This window comes from Vicinamibacteria bacterium (genome assembly GCA_035570235.1).
GTDB lineage: Bacteria > Acidobacteriota > Vicinamibacteria > Fen-336 > Fen-336 > DATMML01.
Genome location: DATMML010000072.1, coordinates 1 through 16405, shown reverse-complemented (window position 1 = coordinate 16405; position 16405 = coordinate 1). Strand labels below are relative to the sequence as shown.

Annotated in this window: 14 protein-coding genes; all 14 read right to left on the bottom strand. The window is 64.5% G+C overall.

The annotated features are described in order from the left end of the window. Positions 1 to 11: 11 nt before the first annotated feature. The 14 genes from VN461_12705 to VN461_12640 all read right to left on the bottom strand — a co-directional run bounded on the left by VN461_12705 (position 12) and on the right by VN461_12640 (position 15664). A complete protein-coding gene (locus VN461_12705) occupies positions 12 to 287 on the bottom strand; it encodes an Lrp/AsnC ligand binding domain-containing protein (GenBank protein ID HXB55641.1) in 276 nt (91 codons plus the stop codon). A 51-nt stretch (positions 288 to 338) separates the two neighbouring features. Next, positions 339 to 1949 (bottom strand): benzoate-CoA ligase family protein, encoded by a 1611-nt coding sequence (locus VN461_12700; protein ID HXB55640.1) that lies wholly within the window; start codon positions 1947 to 1949, stop codon positions 339 to 341. Continuing rightward, positions 1943 to 2560: an XRE family transcriptional regulator gene (locus tag VN461_12695; GenBank protein HXB55639.1), complete on the bottom strand. Its 618-nt coding sequence runs from the start codon at positions 2558 to 2560 to the stop codon at positions 1943 to 1945. The genes VN461_12700 and VN461_12695 overlap by 7 nt, the downstream gene beginning before the upstream one ends. Position 2561: 1 nt before the next feature. Further along, the gene (locus VN461_12690) at positions 2562 to 3947 is read right to left on the bottom strand and encodes an amino acid permease (GenBank protein ID HXB55638.1); all 1386 of its coding nucleotides are present in this window, start codon (positions 3945 to 3947) and stop codon (positions 2562 to 2564) included. A 70-nt stretch (positions 3948 to 4017) separates the two neighbouring features. Then, positions 4018 to 4764 (bottom strand): SDR family oxidoreductase, encoded by a 747-nt coding sequence (locus VN461_12685; GenBank protein HXB55637.1) that lies wholly within the window; start codon positions 4762 to 4764, stop codon positions 4018 to 4020. Positions 4765 to 4775: 11 nt separating this feature from the next. Further along, positions 4776 to 5990, bottom strand: coding sequence for an aminotransferase class V-fold PLP-dependent enzyme (locus VN461_12680; protein HXB55636.1), 1215 nt, complete (start codon positions 5988 to 5990; stop codon positions 4776 to 4778). Between the two features lies 1 nt (position 5991). Then, positions 5992 to 6726, bottom strand: coding sequence for an SDR family oxidoreductase (locus VN461_12675; GenBank protein ID HXB55635.1), 735 nt, complete (start codon positions 6724 to 6726; stop codon positions 5992 to 5994). Further along, the gene (locus tag VN461_12670; protein ID HXB55634.1) at positions 6723 to 7898 is read right to left on the bottom strand and encodes an MFS transporter; all 1176 of its coding nucleotides are present in this window, start codon (positions 7896 to 7898) and stop codon (positions 6723 to 6725) included. The genes VN461_12675 and VN461_12670 overlap by 4 nt, the downstream gene beginning before the upstream one ends. Before the next feature lie 30 nt (positions 7899 to 7928). Next, positions 7929 to 9191, bottom strand: a complete 1263-nt coding sequence (locus tag VN461_12665) for an aldo/keto reductase (GenBank protein ID HXB55633.1) — start codon at positions 9189 to 9191, stop codon at positions 7929 to 7931. Continuing rightward, positions 9176 to 10510, bottom strand: a complete 1335-nt coding sequence (locus VN461_12660; protein ID HXB55632.1) for an amidohydrolase family protein — start codon at positions 10508 to 10510, stop codon at positions 9176 to 9178. Before VN461_12660 ends, VN461_12665 begins: the two co-directional genes overlap by 16 nt. Beyond that, entirely contained in the window at positions 10489 to 11757 is a 1269-nt protein-coding gene (locus VN461_12655; protein HXB55631.1) for an amidohydrolase, read from the bottom strand. The genes VN461_12660 and VN461_12655 overlap by 22 nt, the downstream gene beginning before the upstream one ends. Positions 11758 to 11797: 40 nt before the next feature. Further along, a complete protein-coding gene (locus VN461_12650) occupies positions 11798 to 12292 on the bottom strand; it encodes a nuclear transport factor 2 family protein (GenBank protein HXB55630.1) in 495 nt (164 codons plus the stop codon). Positions 12293 to 12300: 8 nt separating this feature from the next. After that, a complete protein-coding gene (locus tag VN461_12645) occupies positions 12301 to 12825 on the bottom strand; it encodes a hypothetical protein (GenBank protein HXB55629.1) in 525 nt (174 codons plus the stop codon). A gap of 19 nt (positions 12826 to 12844) precedes the next feature. Continuing rightward, positions 12845 to 15664: a carboxypeptidase regulatory-like domain-containing protein gene (locus VN461_12640; protein HXB55628.1), complete on the bottom strand. Its 2820-nt coding sequence runs from the start codon at positions 15662 to 15664 to the stop codon at positions 12845 to 12847. Positions 15665 to 16405 lie beyond the last annotated feature (741 nt).

Genomic DNA, 16405 nt, shown 5'->3' with positions numbered 1-16405 from the left:
GGCAGATGAAACTACGTCCCGATCGCGAAAAGCCGCTCAAGGTCATAGCGCGAGTAGACCTTGAATGCGATCAGCGTCTCCGAACGAACGATACCCTTCACCTTGAGCATCCGACCCGTTATCAGGTCAGCTAAGGCGTCATTGTTCGGGACCCGAACCACGGCCACTAGATCATAGTGTCCGGCCACGGAATACACCTCCGTAACGCCTTCCATCGCGACCAACTCATCGGCGACGCCGCCGATCCTGTCGCGTTCCAGGATGAGCAGAACCATCCCGCTGACCATCGACGCCCCCCTCTTTCCAGAGCATCCAGCCGGCCGGACAATGTCATCCGATCAGACGCCGTCACCGGCGGGCGCGACCGAGACTCGCGCCTCGGAGCGTTCTCTTAGCTTGAACCGCTGAATCTTGCCGGTGGCGGTCTTCGGCAGCTCCGCCACCAGCTCGACCCATCGGGGCCGCTTGTAATCGGCAATCCGTTGCCGGCAGAACGTGATCAGCGCCGCGGAGAGGTCAGCCGACGCCGCGTGTCCCTCCTTCAGCACCACGTATGCCTTCGGCTTGATGAGCCCGGCCGGGTCCTCTTGGCCGATCACAGCACACTCCAGCACCGCCGGATGGCAGAGAAGGGTGCTCTCCACCTCGACCGGCGAGACCCAGATCCCACCCACCTTGAGCATGTCGTCGGAGCGGCCGGCATGCCAGAAATAGCCTCCCTCGTCCACGAAGTACTTGTCTCCTGTTCGCAGCCACTCCCCCTGAAACGTTCGCTGGCTGGCCGCATATTGGTGCAAGTATGCGAGGGCCGCTGTCTCCCCCCGGACGAACAGGTTTCCGATCTGGCCATGCGGCACGTCCCGCCCCTCGTCGTCCTGAAGCCGCACCTCGTAGCCCTCGATCGGCTTGCCCGTGGCGCCGGGACGGATTTCGCCGGGCCGCCCCATGATGAACATGTGAAAGTTCTCGGTAGAGCCGAGACCGTCCACGATCTCCACTCCCGTCCGCTCCTTCCAGGCAAGAAAGATCGGAGCGGGCAGCGCTTCCCCTGCCGACACGCAGAGGCGCAGAGAGCGGAGGTCGTACTTGCTGGTGAAGTCGGCCACGGCGAGCATCGCCGCGTACCCAGTAGGCGCGTTGTAGTGGATCGTGGGCTTGAAGCGGTCGATGACCTCGAGGACGTTCGTGGCCACGCGTGGCGGGCCTGGGTAGAGCACCACGCTCGCTCCGACGAACCAGGGAAAGATGAGGTTTCCCCCGGTGCCAAACGTGAAGAAGAGCTTCGGAGCGCCGAAAGTACGATCGGCTTCGCTGAGGCCCAGCCCGTTGACACCCACGAGCTGCGCGGTGATTGGGTAGTCTTTATGGGCGTGCAGGATCCCCTTGGGCTCGCCGGTGGTCCCGCTCGAGTAGTTGAGCGAGCAGAAGTCCTCGCGGTGCGTGGAAGCCGGGTGGAGTTGGTCGGTCTCGGGGGCGATCCACTCGGAGAAACTCGGATCGCCTGGCCGGCCCATACCCCCCACCACGATCACGTGCTCGAGAAAGCGAAGCTCGTCTCGAATGGGCTCGATGGTGGGTAGCAAGTCACGGTGGACGATGAGCACGCGCACCCGGGCGTCGGTCAGGGTGTACGCCTGCTCACGAGGCTTGAGCAGCGTGTTAAGCCCTACCGCTACCCCACCGATCTTCATGATCCCGAAGAAGCTCGTCACCCACTCCGCGGAGTCGAGGCACAGCAGGCCCACAGTCTCTCCGAAGCGCACCCCCAGCCGCACAAGCGCATTGCCCACACGATTGACCTCCGCGGATACTTCCGCAAAGGTGAGGGCCCGCGAGGGGGTGAGGAGCGCAATCTTGCCCCCGCGCAGGGCGAGGTTGTGCTCAAGGATGTGGACCGCGTTGTAGTAGAGGGGTAGGTCGGCGGCGCGGAGGGGTCCGGGCGTCACCATACAGGTGGAGTGTTGACGTGCAGGGTCAGGGCCGGCCCGGAGCCGACATTCTTCCAGCCGTGCGGCTCGCTGCTCTTGTGCCAGATCGAGTCGCCCTTCCCGAGCAGGTACTCGACATCCGCTACTCGGTACCGGATTCTGCCGCCAATCACAAACACGAACTCTTCACCAGGGTGCGAGAAGCCGGGGGAGCGACCCTGCCCCGGTGGCGTGCGGTACAGGGTCGCCTGGAGCGCGCTGCGGGCCACGCTGATGAGCGACTCGCCGGTGGCACTGGTGTTCCCGACGCGGAGGGGCGTCCCCTGTCCGGTTGCCGTCACGATCGCGTTCAAGGATTCGTTCTGCTCGAAGAAGTGGACCATCTCAACGCCCAGGAAGTGGGCCACGTTGCGGAGGTTGTCCACCGAGATGCTTGTCTGGCCGCGTTCCAGCTTGCTCAGGAACGAAGTGGTGAGACCCGTGCCGCCCGCCAGGGCCTCCAGGGTGAGGCGCCTTTCGAGCCGCAGGGCCGCGATTCGCTCCCCCACCTGCTTGCCAATGGCTTTGACCGAATCCCGCCGCTGCGCGCCGAGCGCGCGGGTTCCTCGAGGCGTCGCCGTGATCCTGCGCATGCTATTTCGTAGCGGCTCCGGCGGGCCCCGGAATGCGCGGGGCCACCGGCGCTGCTCCTTCATTCTTGGGCCGTAAAAAACCGTAGCCGACGGCGAGCACGGCAATCCATGGCCCGGCCGCCAACAGGGTGGAGCGGAGCCCCGGGACCCACCAGGTCGTGATGAGGATTGCCCCGACGAGCAACGCGCCGACGACCGAGCCGGCTCTTCCGACGGGACTGCGGAAAGGCAAGGGCGCGCGATCCACGCGCTCCCAGGCTCGTCGGAACGCGAGGTGAACCACGAAGATCATGATCCAGACCAGCAGCGCCCCAAAAAGGGCCACACCCAGGAACCAGACGTAAGCCGAGTCCCGCCAGAGCCAACGCACGAGCACGGCCAGGGCGAGGCCCAGGCTCGAGGTGACGAGCGCGTTCACCGGCGTCCCCCTGTCGTTGACACGGCCCACCGACTCAGGCACGAATCCCGCGCGGGCCAGGGAGAAAAGTGTCCGCGCCACAAGGTAAAGATTCGCGTTGGCCGCGGAGAGCGCTGCAGTCAGAACTACAAAGTTCATGAGCCCGGCCGCCCCCAGTATCCCCGTCCGGCCCAGGACGGTCACGAAGGGGCTCTCGTCCGCTCCTGCATCCCTCCAGGGCATGATCCCAACCAGCACCACCACCGTCGTGATGTAGATCGCGGACAGGCCGAGAATCATCCGGATCATGGCGCGGGGAATCGTGCGCTCGGGATTCACCGCCTCTCCCGAGGTGACTGCTACTACCTCGACGCCGATAAACGAGTAAATGACGAAGGAACAGGCCAGCCAGACCCCGGTCAGACCCAATGGGAAGAAGCCCCCATCCGCGGTGAAATGCCTGAAGCCGATCGCAGGCTTGCCGGTCCAGCCGAGGAGGAGGCCGAGGCCGAGCATGATGAAGACGACGACCGCCACCACCTTGATCATCACGAACCAGTACTCGAGCTCACCGTAGACCCCCACCGCGCGCGCGTTCAGCCACACGAGCACGAGAGAGAACCCGACAACCCAGACCGCTCCCGGAACCCGCGGAAACCAGTACTGCATGTAGATGGAGACCGCCACCATGTGCCCGCCGGTGGACACCACCTGCATCATCCAGTAGCTGAGGCGAACGGCATAGCCGGCGAAGGGTGATAAGTACATCTCGGCGTAGACCCCGAAAGAGCCGGCCGTGGGGTGGGCGACACACATCTCGGTCAGCGCGAACCCCAGCAGCAGCGCGATCACGGCCGCAAACAGGTAGGAAATGATCACGCCCGGGCCGGCCCGGGCAACGGAGAGGCCGCTGCCCAGGAAGAGCCCGGTGCCGATGGCCCCCCCGACCGCAAGCATCGCCTGCTGCCGCACACCAAGCTGACGGGCCAATCCCTGCTCTCTTTGAACGCTCGGGTGGTTCCGGAGATCGGAGGATGCGGCTCTGCTCGGCGCGGAGGGATCAACGGACATCGCGGCCTTGGTTCAGAATGATGACGTTACCGCTTGCGCAGTCGCCGGCCGGAGAGGCAAGAAACGCCACCCAAGCCGCGACTTCATCGGGCTCGAGGGGCCGGCCCCGCGGCATGGCGGCCAGCGCCTTCTCCAGCACTTCCGGACCTACCACCTTGAAAAGGTCGGTCCGGGTCATGGCCGGGGCAATCGAGTTCACGGCGATCCCCTCGCGCGCATAGCGCCGCGTCAAGTGCTTTGTGAGCGTGTCGAGGGCGGCCTTACTCGCTCGGTAGTGGGCGGGGTCGAACACATCGAAGTTGTAGGCTCCGTTCGAGGAGATGTTGACGATCTTCTTGATCCCTGGCCGCTTCAGCATGAGCGGGATCGCGTGCTGACAGCAGTAAAAGGCGCTGTCGAAGTTGATGGCCATCTGCCGGCGCAGCTCGTCTGGCGAGATGTCGACGAACTCTGTGCAAATGCAGGTGCCCGCGTTGTTGACGAGCACGTCCAGACCCTGGTGCTGTTGCTCGACCCATGCGAAGAGCTCCGCAACCTTCGCCGCGTCCGTGAGATCGGCGCAGTAGGTCGTGAAACCCAGGAGCCCCGAGTCCACGAGGCGCGCGCGGGACTGGGAGAGCCGGTCTTCGTCCAAGTCGACGCCGATCACAGCCCCACCCCGGGCGAGGAGGGCTCGACAGGTCGCTAGGCCGATACCTCCCGCGGCCCCTGTTACCAGCGCGACTCGCTCCGTCATAGTGGACGACCTCAGGTCACCAAAGACGTGAACGGCGCGGTCATGTCGTAGTCCTTCGTCTTCACGATGCGAACCACCTCCGCGATCAGGCGGTCCAGCTCTTCAAACGTGTTGTAGAAGTGCGGCGAGATGCGTATCCCGGAGCCCACCCGGTAGTCCACCAAGAAGTCGAGAGCCTTGAGGGTACGAGCCACGTATTTCGCGTCGGGCACCGTTAGGGCCACCGTGCCCGCCAACCGCTCCGGATAGCGGGACGCCGTGGAGCTGAAGCCGTTTCTGTCGATCAGGTCGAAGAGATGAGTCGTCATCTTCTTTGACTTCGCGCGGATACGCTCGACCCCGATCTCCCGCACGATGTCGAGGCCGGCAATGGCCGCGTAATAGGCCGGGATCGAGGGGGTGCCGTTCATCATCCGGAGCGCGTCGACCCTCGGCGTCATGGGTCCGGTGTCGAAGGCGAAGGGATCACGATGACCCACCCAGCCCGTGAACCGCGGGACGAGAGCCCCCATGAGATCCGGCCTTGTGTAGAGGAACGCGTTGCCCGGACCGCCGCACAGCCACTTGAGGCAACCTCCGACCGCGAAGTCCACGTTCAGCGCGGTCACGTCCACCGGGATGATGCCGGCCGACTGGTAAGTATCGAGAACGACTCTCGCTCCCACCGCGTGCGCTCGCCTGACGATCGGCAGCACGTCCATGATGTAGGAGCTCCGGAAGAGCACATGGGAGAGCGCGACCAAGAGCGTAGACTCGTCGATTGCCTGCAGCAGGCGCTCCACGGAGGTCGTGAGATCGGGCTCGCAGGGCACGAGTGCGACCTCGAAGCCCAAGGGCTCGTGGGCACGGTAGAGGTAAATGAGGGAAGGGAAGTCCATCTCCAAGCACACGATCTTCCGGCGATGGCCTTCCGGCCGTAAGCAGGAGAGCACCACCGTCTCGGCCGTGGTCACGTTCTCGTGCATGCTGACGGACGCTTGCGGAGCTCCGATGATTCCGGCCACCTTGTTGCCGACCTGCCCGGCCAGCTCCCACCACGTCTCTTCCCAGGCCCGGATGCCGCGCGTGGCCCAGGTCTCGGCGTACTTGGCAAGGCCGTCGGCCGCGCCCCGGGGCATGGCACCTAGAGAGTTGCTGATCATGTAAACCGATCGCTCCAGGATCGGGAACTCCGCTCGCCATCGCCCCAGGTCTTCCACCGCCGGCTCCCTTCCCTCGTCCGCCACCTTAGCGCTCCTGGATGGTCGGCCTGAGGATGACCGTGTTGACCGATACTCGATCGGGCAGCCCGAGAACCGAGAGGGTGGCCGCGGCCACGTCCTCGGAGGTGAGCATGGCTTCGAGCGGCATAGGGGGCGGCAGGGCTTTTGGATTGCTCGGGTCGAAGTAGGTCGTTAGGGTTACGCCTGGATAGATCGCCGTGACTTTGACGTTGTAGGACTGGACCTCGTTGCGCAAGGCCTCCGCAAGTGCGCGCAGAGCGAACTTGGTGGCGGAGTAGATCGATGCCCCGGGGGTGTACTTGATACCCGCCACCGAGTCCATCATCACCACGTGCCCCCGGCGGCGCGCGATCATCCCCGGAAGCGCAAAGCGCGTGCAGTAGTAGGCGCCGAGAAAGTTCACCCTTACCATCAGCTCCACATCCTCGAGCCGCGTCTCCGCGATCTTCCCGCCGATTGCCAAGCCAGCGTTGTTGACGAGGACGTCGATGGCTCCGAAGGCGCGCTCGGCCTCCGCGATCAGGCGCTCACAGTACGCGCTATCCCCGACATTGCCGGGGACGGCCAGGACCTCACGCCCGCCGGGGTCCAGCTCGTGGGCCAGCGTTTGCAGGGCCTCTGAACCACGAGCCGAGAGGACGAGCCGCATCCCCGCCCCGCGGAAGGCCCGGGCGAGCGCCTCGCCTATCCCACGGCTCGCGCCGGTGATGAGCGCGACCTGGCCCTGAATGTCACTCACTTGACTGTCTCCGGGCTGGGACTAACCATCGGGGCTGGTCTATGCCCCAGCAGCACGGGCAGCGAAGCCACGACCACCGCGGCCGCGAGAAGGAACGCCCCCCCGTAGCCGATGGGCTGGACAAGAGCGCCGGTGGCGAAGTTGCCGCAGCTGATGCCGAGGTCGATGGCGGTTCCGAAGATGCCGTATGCGAGGCCCCGGTCCTGCGGACGCGTCAGATCGGCCAAAAGGGCCATCAGCACCGTGTAGATGGCGCCGTGACCGATTCCGTAGGACGCGCCCGCCGTCACCAGGAACGACAGGCTCGCCGAGTAGCTGAGGAGCGCGAACGTCGCCGCGATCACGAGCATCAAGAGGGCCGCCGTCGGCTTGCGGCCCCAGGTGTCCGACAGCTTCCCCATGGCGGGACGACTCCCGAAGGACATTACCGAGAAGATCGTGAAGAAGACTCCCGGATTGGCGACCCCCGACGCCCGGGCGTAGAGGGGCAGGAATGTCTGGACGGCGCCGTACCCGAAGCTCACGGCGAGGGTCACGAGCAGGGGACGGCCCAGCCTTCGGGCAAGCGTTGCCGAGTCTCCCCACGTGAGCCCTGAGCCCCCTCGCGACGGCGGGGCGTCTATGACCAAGCCGCAGACGAGAACCGCGGACGCCAGCGCCGCCGCCGCACCGAGGAACGCCTTGCCCCCGCCAATGTTCAGAAGATAGGCTCCCAGGGCGGGGCCGAACGTGAAGCCCAAGCCGTTCAGGATCCCGAAGATGCCCATCCCGGCCCCTATACGGCCAGGTGGGACGATCTCGGACGCCATGGCCGCAGTGGCCGTGGTGGCCATCGCCCAGCCCACGCCCTGGACGATCCGTAGGGCCAGCACCACTCCCGTAGTCGGAAACAGGTAGAAGGGACACGGCAGCAGCATGAGGATCGCGCCCACCACGAGGATGGCCTTGCGACCGCGGCGGTCGGCCTCGCGTCCGACGAACGGCCGCACCATCATGCTCGTGAGGAAGTACGCACCGAGGGTTGCGCCCAGGCGCTGCGGCTCCCAGCCCTGACCCTTGAGGTAGAGGGGCAGGCCGGTGACGAGCATGAGGGACAGCCCGAGGGCGAGCATCCCGTACGCGCTCAGAACGACGAAGTTCTTCGTGAAGATGCGGCCGGCGGGCTCGTTCATGCCGTCCTGGTCTCTACCCTGTCCGACGCGCTAAGCCAGCGTGAGCAGGGCGTGCGTCCCCCGCGTCAGATCCTTCACGGGTCGGCCTTCCGGGCACGCCTGGACGCAGGCCTGGCTCGGGCAGTCGAGGCAGACGCGGGCCTGCTGGGCCGGGGGCAGCGCGCCGTACTCAAGCATGGCCTGCTTCTGCAGGCCGAAGTGCTCGTAGTACATCCGGTGCCGCAGCACGTCCGGGATCGCGACCTCGGCCGGACAGGCGTCAAGGCAGGGGGCCGGGCATGGCACCGGACAGCCTTGGCCGCGGGTCGCGTGATGGTAGGCCGTAGCGACCACTTTGTCCGTCGCCGTGAAGCGGGTCGTGGCTGCCGTCACCGCCGCGGCCACCGTCTCCGGTCCCGTCATCGTGAACTGCACGACGTGCACGTTCGGGTTACTGAGCACCCAACGCGTGGCGGCGATTCGGGCGTCGAGGTACTTGCTGCGGGCCTTGATGTCGTTCGGGTCGATGCCGTCCGGTCCCACGCCCTTGGCGGCGCCCGCCGCCACCGCTCCGATCATGACCTTCATGGTGGAGACCGCGATTTGCTTGCGGCCTGCCTCCTCGAGGAGTCGCGGGATCGCCGGCCATCCGCGCGAGCCGTACAGGTCCCCGTCGGTCGTCGGGTTGTAGGCGAGCAGCATCAAGTCATAGCGGTTCGACTGCACGATGCGAGCAACAATGTCCGAGAGCTTGGGGTCGTGGGTCGAGGCGCCGAGACAACGCACTTTGCCGTCGGTCTTCAGGCGCTCGTAGGCGGCGAGCCATTTCGGGTTGTCCAGGGCATCGGGGTTCTGCACGTTGTGGATCAGCATGCAGTCGATGTAGTCCGTCCCGAGGCGTTCCAGGCACTGGTTGACGCGGATTACGATCTCGTCGGTGCTGGCGGTCAGCTCCTTCTGAAGGCCGTCCTGGAATTTCGCGGAGACAAAGATGGTCTTCCGCTCGCGCCCCTTGAGAGCTTGACCCACCATTCGGTTGTGCTCGAGGTTCAAGTACTTCTCGGCGGTGTCGAAGTAGTTGATCCCAGCGTCAGCGGCGGCGACCAGGTCGCTCGCCTTCAGGCTCAGCCCCGCGGCCACGGGCGAGACGCTCATGCCCGTGCGGCCAAGGGTCACGTAGTGCTCTCTGCCGATGCGAGGCGGGGTCTCCGCCTCGCCGCTCGCCACGCGTGAGGGCCGGGCCACGAGCCCCGCGGTCAGTGCGGACAGGGCCCCGGTCAAGAATCGGCGGCGATCGTTCACTTGGGCAGACATGAGATCGTTCCCTTCTTCGGCGCGATGTACTGCTCGCAGAGCGACGTCTGGTAGCTTCGTGGTTCGTAGCGTGCCCCTCGCACGAACACCGACACTACCCGAGACGTGACCTGAAGGGGGTCGCCCCGGCTAAGGAATAGTGTGGCTTCCTTGCCCACTTCGAGGCTGCCCAGCCGGTCATCCACCCCGAAGATCTGGGCGGCGGAGAGTGTCAGGGCTTTCAACGCCTCATCGTAAGGCAGACCATAGGCCACGGCAAGACCGACATTTGCGACGAGCTGCCGCGAGAGAGTGGTCTCGTTCGATCCGAAGGCCACTCGAACCCCCGCGCGCTGCAGCACGGCCGCGGCGTCGTAGCTGGCTCCCGCCGTCTCCGGAGTATCAGGCTGCTGGTCGATCCAGAGAATGACCGGGACGGCGCGCTTGGCCAGCTCACCGGCCAGGCGGGGGGCATCGCTGCCGCCTACAAGAACGAGCTTGAGACCAAACTCGTCGGCGAAGCGGAGGGCGGTGAGGATATCATCCCGGCGATGAGCCCGCACCAGCACGCGCGCCCGGCCGGCCAGAGCGGCGGCCACGGGTTCGAGGCGAGAGTCGACCGGCACCTTGGCGTCCGCCGCCCGCTTGGCCGCGTATTCCCGGCCCTGCATGAGCGTTTGCCGGAGGAGCGCCGCAATACCCATCCGCGTCTGAGGCGCCTTGCCCCGCTCTCCGAAAGCACGCTTGGGCGGTTCCCCGAGGTTGACGAGCAGGCCCGCCACGTCTTGCAAGCCCGCCTCTTCGACGGTGCCCCCCGCGGTGCGCATGAGCGCGGCCTGCCCCGCGATGACCGCCCCTGGCCCCGGGGCCGAGAGGACCGTGAGGATCCCAGCCGCCCTCACGACTGGAAGCAGCTCCGAGTCGAGGAAGTAGCTGTCGCTGGCCCGCAGCTGCGGGGTGATCGGGTCTGCCGTTTCCTGGCTGTCGTTTGACGCGGGCACGTTCGCGATCTCGGTCAAGCCGAGACCGCTAAAGGCGTCGAAGAAGCCTGGGCACGCCGTCAGGCCACTGCCGTCTACTACCTCCGCTCCGCTGGGCACGGCGACCGAGGTGCCTAGCGCCGCGATGCGCTCCCCCCTCAAGATGATGGTTCCATGGGAGATCCGAGCGCCGGAGACGGTCAGGATCTCGACGTTGCGGATGGCGAGGTCGTGGCCGGCAACTCGAGGGCCCCCGACCTTCGCTCCGACGCCTTGGCCGTAGAGCGCGACCCCGGAGAGGAGCAAGCCTCCGGCAAGGCTCCCCAGGAAGAGATCCTTCACTCGTATCGGGCAAGCCATGCTTGGTCCCTTTGGCGGTCGAAAACCAGCTCTCCGTCGATGTACGTCCTCTGGCAGAGTGTGAACGAGTCGAAGGGGTGCCGGTTGAAGACGGAGATGTCCGCATGCTTCCCCACTTCGAGGCTGCCGACCCACTTCTCGATACCGATGAGGCGGGCGGGGTTCAGGGTGATGCTCTTGAGCGCGTCCTCTTCAGAGATGCCGCCATACTTGATGAGCTTAGCGGCCTCGGTGCTCAAGCGCTGAGCGAAGAAGGGAAAGTCTGAGTGGAGGGTCATCAGGACGCCCATCGCGTTCATGAAGGCGGCGTTCTGGGGAATCTGGTCCCAGTGTTCGATCTTGCGTCCGAAAGCGTCGGGGTACACAGACACGGCCACGCCCCGCCGGGCGAGTTCGTCGGCTATCTTGTAGGACTCCATCGCATGTTGGAAGGAGGTAATCTTGAAGCCGAATTCGTCTGCGATTCGCAGCAGAGTGAGGAACTCGTCCTTCCTGTAGCAGTGGATGTGGACGCGCATCCGTCCACGAAGGATCTCGGCCAGCGGTTCGAGCTTTAGATCGCGAGCGGGGGCCGGGCCCCGCTTGTCCTCCGGCAGCGACTCCCAGCGATCCCACCGCTCACGGTATTCGCGCGCCTTCCCGAACGCATCACGGAGAAGGGCGAAAATGCCCATGCGGGTTGCGGGAAGCTGGCCCCTAGGGCCATAGGTTGCCTTCGGATTCTCGCCCATGGCCATCTTCATCAGGCGGGGCGCGCCCGGGAACAGCATCTCGGCGAGCCCCCCACCAACCTTGAGCTTGAAGACCGCCCCTTCCCCACCAATCACGTTGGTGCTACCCGGGAAGACCTGGATGGTGGTGACGCCTGCTGCAACCACGCGCCGAATGGCCGGGTCGTCCACGTTGAAGCCATCGATGACGCGCACCTGAGGCGTAACTGGGTCAGTGGCCTCGTTCGTGTCATTGTTGGCGGCCACCGATGGCCAGCTCGACACCCCGAGATGGGAATGGGGATCGATGAGGCCTGGCAGTACGTAGAGACCGGTGCCGTCTACCACGTCCGCGCCCGGCGGAACCGCGACCCCCCGGCCGAGGGCGATGATGCGGCCCTTGTCGAAGACTATCGATCCTCCCGGGATCGGCGGGCCCACAACCGGGAAGATCGTGGCGTTCCGGATGGCGGTAGGACGGCCCTGTCCAGTGGCAGGGAGCGCCGCCACCAGGGTCGCAGACGCGAAGAACGCCATGAGGCGGCTGGTGGGCGTCACTGGTTCGAAGGGAAACGAGTCACTTGGTTTGCTGGAAGAGCACCATCTGGGGCCAGGCGGAAATGTGCTGGGCCACGATGAGCCACTTGCCGTCCATCTTCTTCAAGACATAGGTACCACGCTCGTTTTGCTGCCGAACCATGTTGCCCATCTGGACCTGCCGCGTAACCAGGAAGGTCACGTATGCATTGTTGCCCCTGACATGAAGCTTCCGCTCGTGGGCACGCCAAAGGAGGGTCTTCTGCACGGAGGCTCGGTCAGAAAGCCACGTTTTGTAGTAAGTCCAGCCGTTGAGCCGAATGCCCTCGTCGGGGTCGATGACCGTCATTCTTGGATCGTTCCAGTAGAACTTCATGGCGCCGTCGATGTCGCCCGTGGCGAGGGCAAGGCGCACGTCCCGCAGCGTTTGGTTGATCTGGCCCTCATCGGTGCTGGTGTCAATCTGGGCCGTGGCCGGGCCCGCGGCGAAGCCGGCGAGGGCAATGGCAAGAAACGTCATGGACGGGATCTTCATGGCTCCTCCTACTTGCCGTACGAGTAGTCCTCGGGGATCTCCGAGGTGTGATCGTGCCAGAGGAACCAGCGCCCATCCGGCTGTTTGAGGTAGACCCACGTGATGCGGCCATGCAGGCGGGAAGTCATGCTTCCCTCCACGCGACGGATTTCCCGGTATACGGTCACAATCTTCATGTCGCCCAGCTCAACTTCGGTCTTATGGAACTGGTTCAGGTCCAGGAACTGGCGAATCTTGACCATCTGCTCGACTCGCTTGCGCCAGGCGGCCTTGCCCTCGTAGATCCAAGGCGACGCGGGATCGTAGACGGCGACGTCTTCCTCCATCTCCGAGAAATACTTCTCGAGATCGAAGCCGGAGGGCAGCACTTTCGCCGCGGTGGCCCCGGCCTTTGGTGCCACCTTCCCCTCCTCCGCCTTGGCCCGCTCGGCCGGCTTGTTAGCTTGTGTGCTGGCCTGGGGCGTCCCCCTAGCGGGAGCGCCGGCCATCGCGAAAAAGGCCAGCCCGAAAGCCAGAACCGTCAATCGACGCATGGAATGGGCTCCTTTCGCCTCAGAACGAGAAACGCGCACCCAGTTGTGCCTGGAAGGGATTCATTGCCTGGACCGGCTTTTGGAACAACGGGCTGGTTACCGTCCCTATGTAGTTGTTGTAGTTCGTGGTGTTGAAGAGGTTGAAGGCCTCGGCGATGACCTGGATCGTGTAGCGGCGTCCGAACTTCACGTTCTTGCTCACGCGCAGGTCGGCGTCGAAGTACCGGTCGCCGCGGAGGGAGTCGTACGTCACCCCGGGTGGCCGGTCATTGGTTGGGTCTCCATCCCCGGTGACATCCGTTCCGGCAAGTTCGTTGTACGGGAAAGCGGAAGAGGCGGTCACGATCCCCGAAACCTCGAGCTCCCAAGGGAGCCTCACGTGGATGCTCGCCGACAGGTGGTGACGGATGTCGTTGGGGGTCGGGCCGTAGTCCGACGCCAGCAAATATGGAGACGATGAGGGCCCGTCCTGGTTGGCTTTCAAGAACGTGTAGCCGATCAGGAGCCCAACCCTCCGGCTGAACTGTCGGCGAATCTGCACCATCACGGCATCGGTGTTGACCACGCCGTCGGACAGGTCGACGGTGACCGGACCGTAGTTTGCCCCGTAGGGGTACTGGCCGTTCAAGACGGACGCGCCGGAGCCGGGTGTCGCCGGGTGATTGACGTTGACGCTGTGGGGATTGTGGCGGCTGCGAATCCCCGCGTAGTCGACTGCGATGGAGATGTCTCCCGGCAATTGCCGCTCCGCCCCGATCGTAAACTGGTGGGCGTAGGCCGACTGGATGAAGACGCCGGGGAATTGGGAAATCAGGGAGATGCGGAAGAACTTGTTCAGGAGGTCCGGCGGCGGCATGTTCGGGTAGAAGCTGAGCAGCGGGAATACTCTTCCCGGAGCCACGAACGTTTGAGCCCTGCCTTGGGCCAGGGTGCCCTCGACCGAGATCGGGTCCTGGCCGCCCTCATAGAAGATCCCGTAGCCCCCGCGGACTGAGGTCCGACCGTCCTTGGTGGCCGCCCAGTTGAACCCGACGCGGGGCTGGATTTCGCCATGGTCCGTGTTCCGGGATCGGTAGATCGTGTTCGCGTTGGCGGCGCCCGGCAGAGTCGTGAGCAGGAATTGGACGCCCTGGTCCTGGCTCGTGAACGGTGGGTAGTCGGCGCCTGAATACGAGCCGGTGAAGGTCTCGAGGTCGTAGCGCAGGCCTAGGTTCAGAGTGAGGCGAGGCGTCACCCTCCAGTCGTCCTGCGCGAACCCGTCGAAGTAGTTGCCATCCAGGTGAGCGAACTCGCTGTTGTACTGGCCCAGGATGTACAAGATGGGGGGATTGTTCGGCCCTGGTGGCTCGTCCTTGGCGAAGGTGAAACGGCCAAACTGGAAAAGGTTCAACTTTGTAGGATACCGGACGATGTTCATCCCGGCCCCGACCCTCAGCGCGTGCTCACCGGCCCCGGAAAACTGCCCCGTGTACACGTCCTTCAGAATGTAGTTGTTCTGCATCCGCCCCTGGGGCAGGTTGCTCGGAGTCCCGACGTTCAGACTGGGGAACACCAGCCCGGGCGTGTTGACCGCCACGGGGCGGTTGGTGTCGGTGTGCGAATAGGACGCGCGTATTTCGTTCGTCGCACGGCTGCCAAGAGTGGAGGTCAACCGCGCGATGAGCAGATGGTCGCTGCGTAGTTCGCTGAAGCGCGCGTTCGCGGCCGCGTTGGGACCGGCGGACTGCCCGTCCTTGATTTTGTGGTTGTAGTTGTAGCTGAAATTCAGGACGTTGCTCGGGCTCAGGTTGTGGGTCAGCTTCGCGAACAAGTTGTCGTGATCTTCATCCTGCGGAATCTCGGTGCGTGGATCGGGAAGGATTGGAAGAAGGGCGGCCGGGATCGTGATCGTGGAGACTCTCGTCTGAGTGGAACGCTCGTAGCTTAGGAAGAAGTGCGTCTTGTCCTTCACGATCGGGCCACCCAGGTTGGCACCGAACTGCTTGAGGCTGAACGGGATCTTCCCGGTCGAAAACACGTTCTTGCTGCCAAAGGCGTCGCTCTGGTCGAGGAAGAAAGCCGCCCCGTGGAAGTCGTTGGTCCCGCTGCGGGTGATGATGTTTACGACCCCCGCTTGCGCCCGGCCCACCTCGGCGGAGAACTGGTTCTGCAATACCTCCATGTCCTCGATGGCCTCCATCGAGTATTCGTTCCGCGGCGCATTCGTGATCACCGTTCCGCCGCGGGTCAGCTCGTCATTCAGGTCCACCCCGTCGACGTAGAGCGCCTTGTTGCGCTCGTCGAACCCGAAGAAGGCAATGGGATCGCTCGTCCCTCCCTGGCTCGAGGCGAGGTCCAGGTTCACGCCCGCGACGAGGAGGGCGAGATCCTGGAAACGGCGGCTGCTGATGGGAAGGTCGTGCATCATCTGGCTGTCCACCTGCGTCTTGAGTTGGTCCTGGGTGACATTTACCAGAGGTGCCTCTCCAAGCACGTCGACCTGCTCTGCTCCGCTCGCGATCCCCAACGAAAGCGGGACCGTCACCACCTTGGTTCCCGCCAGGACTACCCCCCGGTACTCGCCGGGCTTGAAGCCGTGAAGCTCAGCTCGCACGGTGTAGGTGCCCGGGGGCAGAGAGTCGATGCGGAAGAAGCCTTGGGGGGAGGTCGTGGTCGTCCGCGTGCGTCCCGTGGCCTCATCGGTGACGGTGATGGCCGCCCCAGGGAGAACCGCCGAGCTCTGGTCTACCACCGTGCCATCAATGGCGCCCGTCGTCATCTGTGCCCAATCGACTCGCGCGGTACCCAACACGATTAGGAGCAGAACGACGAACTGACTACCACGTCGGTGCAGTTTCATAGTCAAGTCCTCCGCGGGCCTAGGTTTCCGACGGTCTTGCCCGCCCCCAGCCGTCATCGCCCCCCTCGGTTGTGATGATGGATCGGACAACGGCTCTCAACAGGCTCCACAAGATTCGCCCAAAATAATCGCTCTCGTCATATATGTCAAGATAAATGTTCATAGCCTTTAGTTCACAACGCTCCCCGTGCGCTTGCTTGACCTGGATTCGTTCCCCGCCGCCTTGGGCACCGCAGCCTTCGGCTTCCCGAGGGCTCGTGAACAAGCGGCCAGCCTGCGATATCGTCGTGTTGCTCCGGATCGGTGAGACCTGTCCAAAATCAGGGGAGTCTGCTCATGGGTCGGTGCCTCCGACAAATGACCCAAGAGGCGATCACAGTCCGACGGACGCAGCAGCGGAGGGCCCACGATGCCGGCAATTCACGCCCGCCTTCCAGATGGACTCGGCCGCGCTGGGCCGCATTCGAGAGCACGGTTGGATCCCCAAGGGATGAGACTCACCTGGCGGCGAGGGCGAAAGGATGGGACACCGCTGAGTCTGTCGCTAGGGCTCCCCGCCGGCAGCTCATGATTTCATTGATTCAGCGCCGGGGTCGTGTTGGAAGGATTGCCCGGTTTGCAGCCCTCTGCTGCGCTGTCTCAGCGCTCGTAGCTGCTTTCAGCACGCCCGCTCGTGCCCAAGCGCCGAGGAGAGCAAAGGATCCGTTTGCCCAACCGGCAACTCCATTCCAGTATGCGGAG

What these genes read in the sequence shown, in the direction of transcription:
- VN461_12705 (HXB55641.1), bottom strand. Translation starts at nt 287, where the DNA reads ATGGTCAGCGGGATGGTTCTGCTCATCCTGGAACGCGACAGGATCGGC.
- VN461_12700 (HXB55640.1), bottom strand. Translation starts at nt 1,949, where the DNA reads ATGGTGACGCCCGGACCCCTCCGCGCCGCCGACCTACCCCTCTACTAC.
- VN461_12695 (HXB55639.1), bottom strand. Translation starts at nt 2,560, where the DNA reads ATGCGCAGGATCACGGCGACGCCTCGAGGAACCCGCGCGCTCGGCGCG.
- VN461_12685 (HXB55637.1), bottom strand. Translation starts at nt 4,764, where the DNA reads ATGACGGAGCGAGTCGCGCTGGTAACAGGGGCCGCGGGAGGTATCGGC.
- VN461_12670 (HXB55634.1), bottom strand. Translation starts at nt 7,898, where the DNA reads ATGAACGAGCCCGCCGGCCGCATCTTCACGAAGAACTTCGTCGTTCTG.
- VN461_12665 (HXB55633.1), bottom strand. Translation starts at nt 9,191, where the DNA reads ATGTCTGCCCAAGTGAACGATCGCCGCCGATTCTTGACCGGGGCCCTG.
- VN461_12660 (HXB55632.1), bottom strand. Translation starts at nt 10,510, where the DNA reads ATGGCTTGCCCGATACGAGTGAAGGATCTCTTCCTGGGGAGCCTTGCC.
- VN461_12655 (HXB55631.1), bottom strand. Translation starts at nt 11,757, where the DNA reads ATGGCGTTCTTCGCGTCTGCGACCCTGGTGGCGGCGCTCCCTGCCACT.
- VN461_12650 (HXB55630.1), bottom strand. Translation starts at nt 12,292, where the DNA reads ATGAAGATCCCGTCCATGACGTTTCTTGCCATTGCCCTCGCCGGCTTC.
- VN461_12645 (HXB55629.1), bottom strand. Translation starts at nt 12,825, where the DNA reads ATGCGTCGATTGACGGTTCTGGCTTTCGGGCTGGCCTTTTTCGCGATG.
- VN461_12640 (HXB55628.1), bottom strand. Translation starts at nt 15,664, where the DNA reads ATGAAACTGCACCGACGTGGTAGTCAGTTCGTCGTTCTGCTCCTAATC.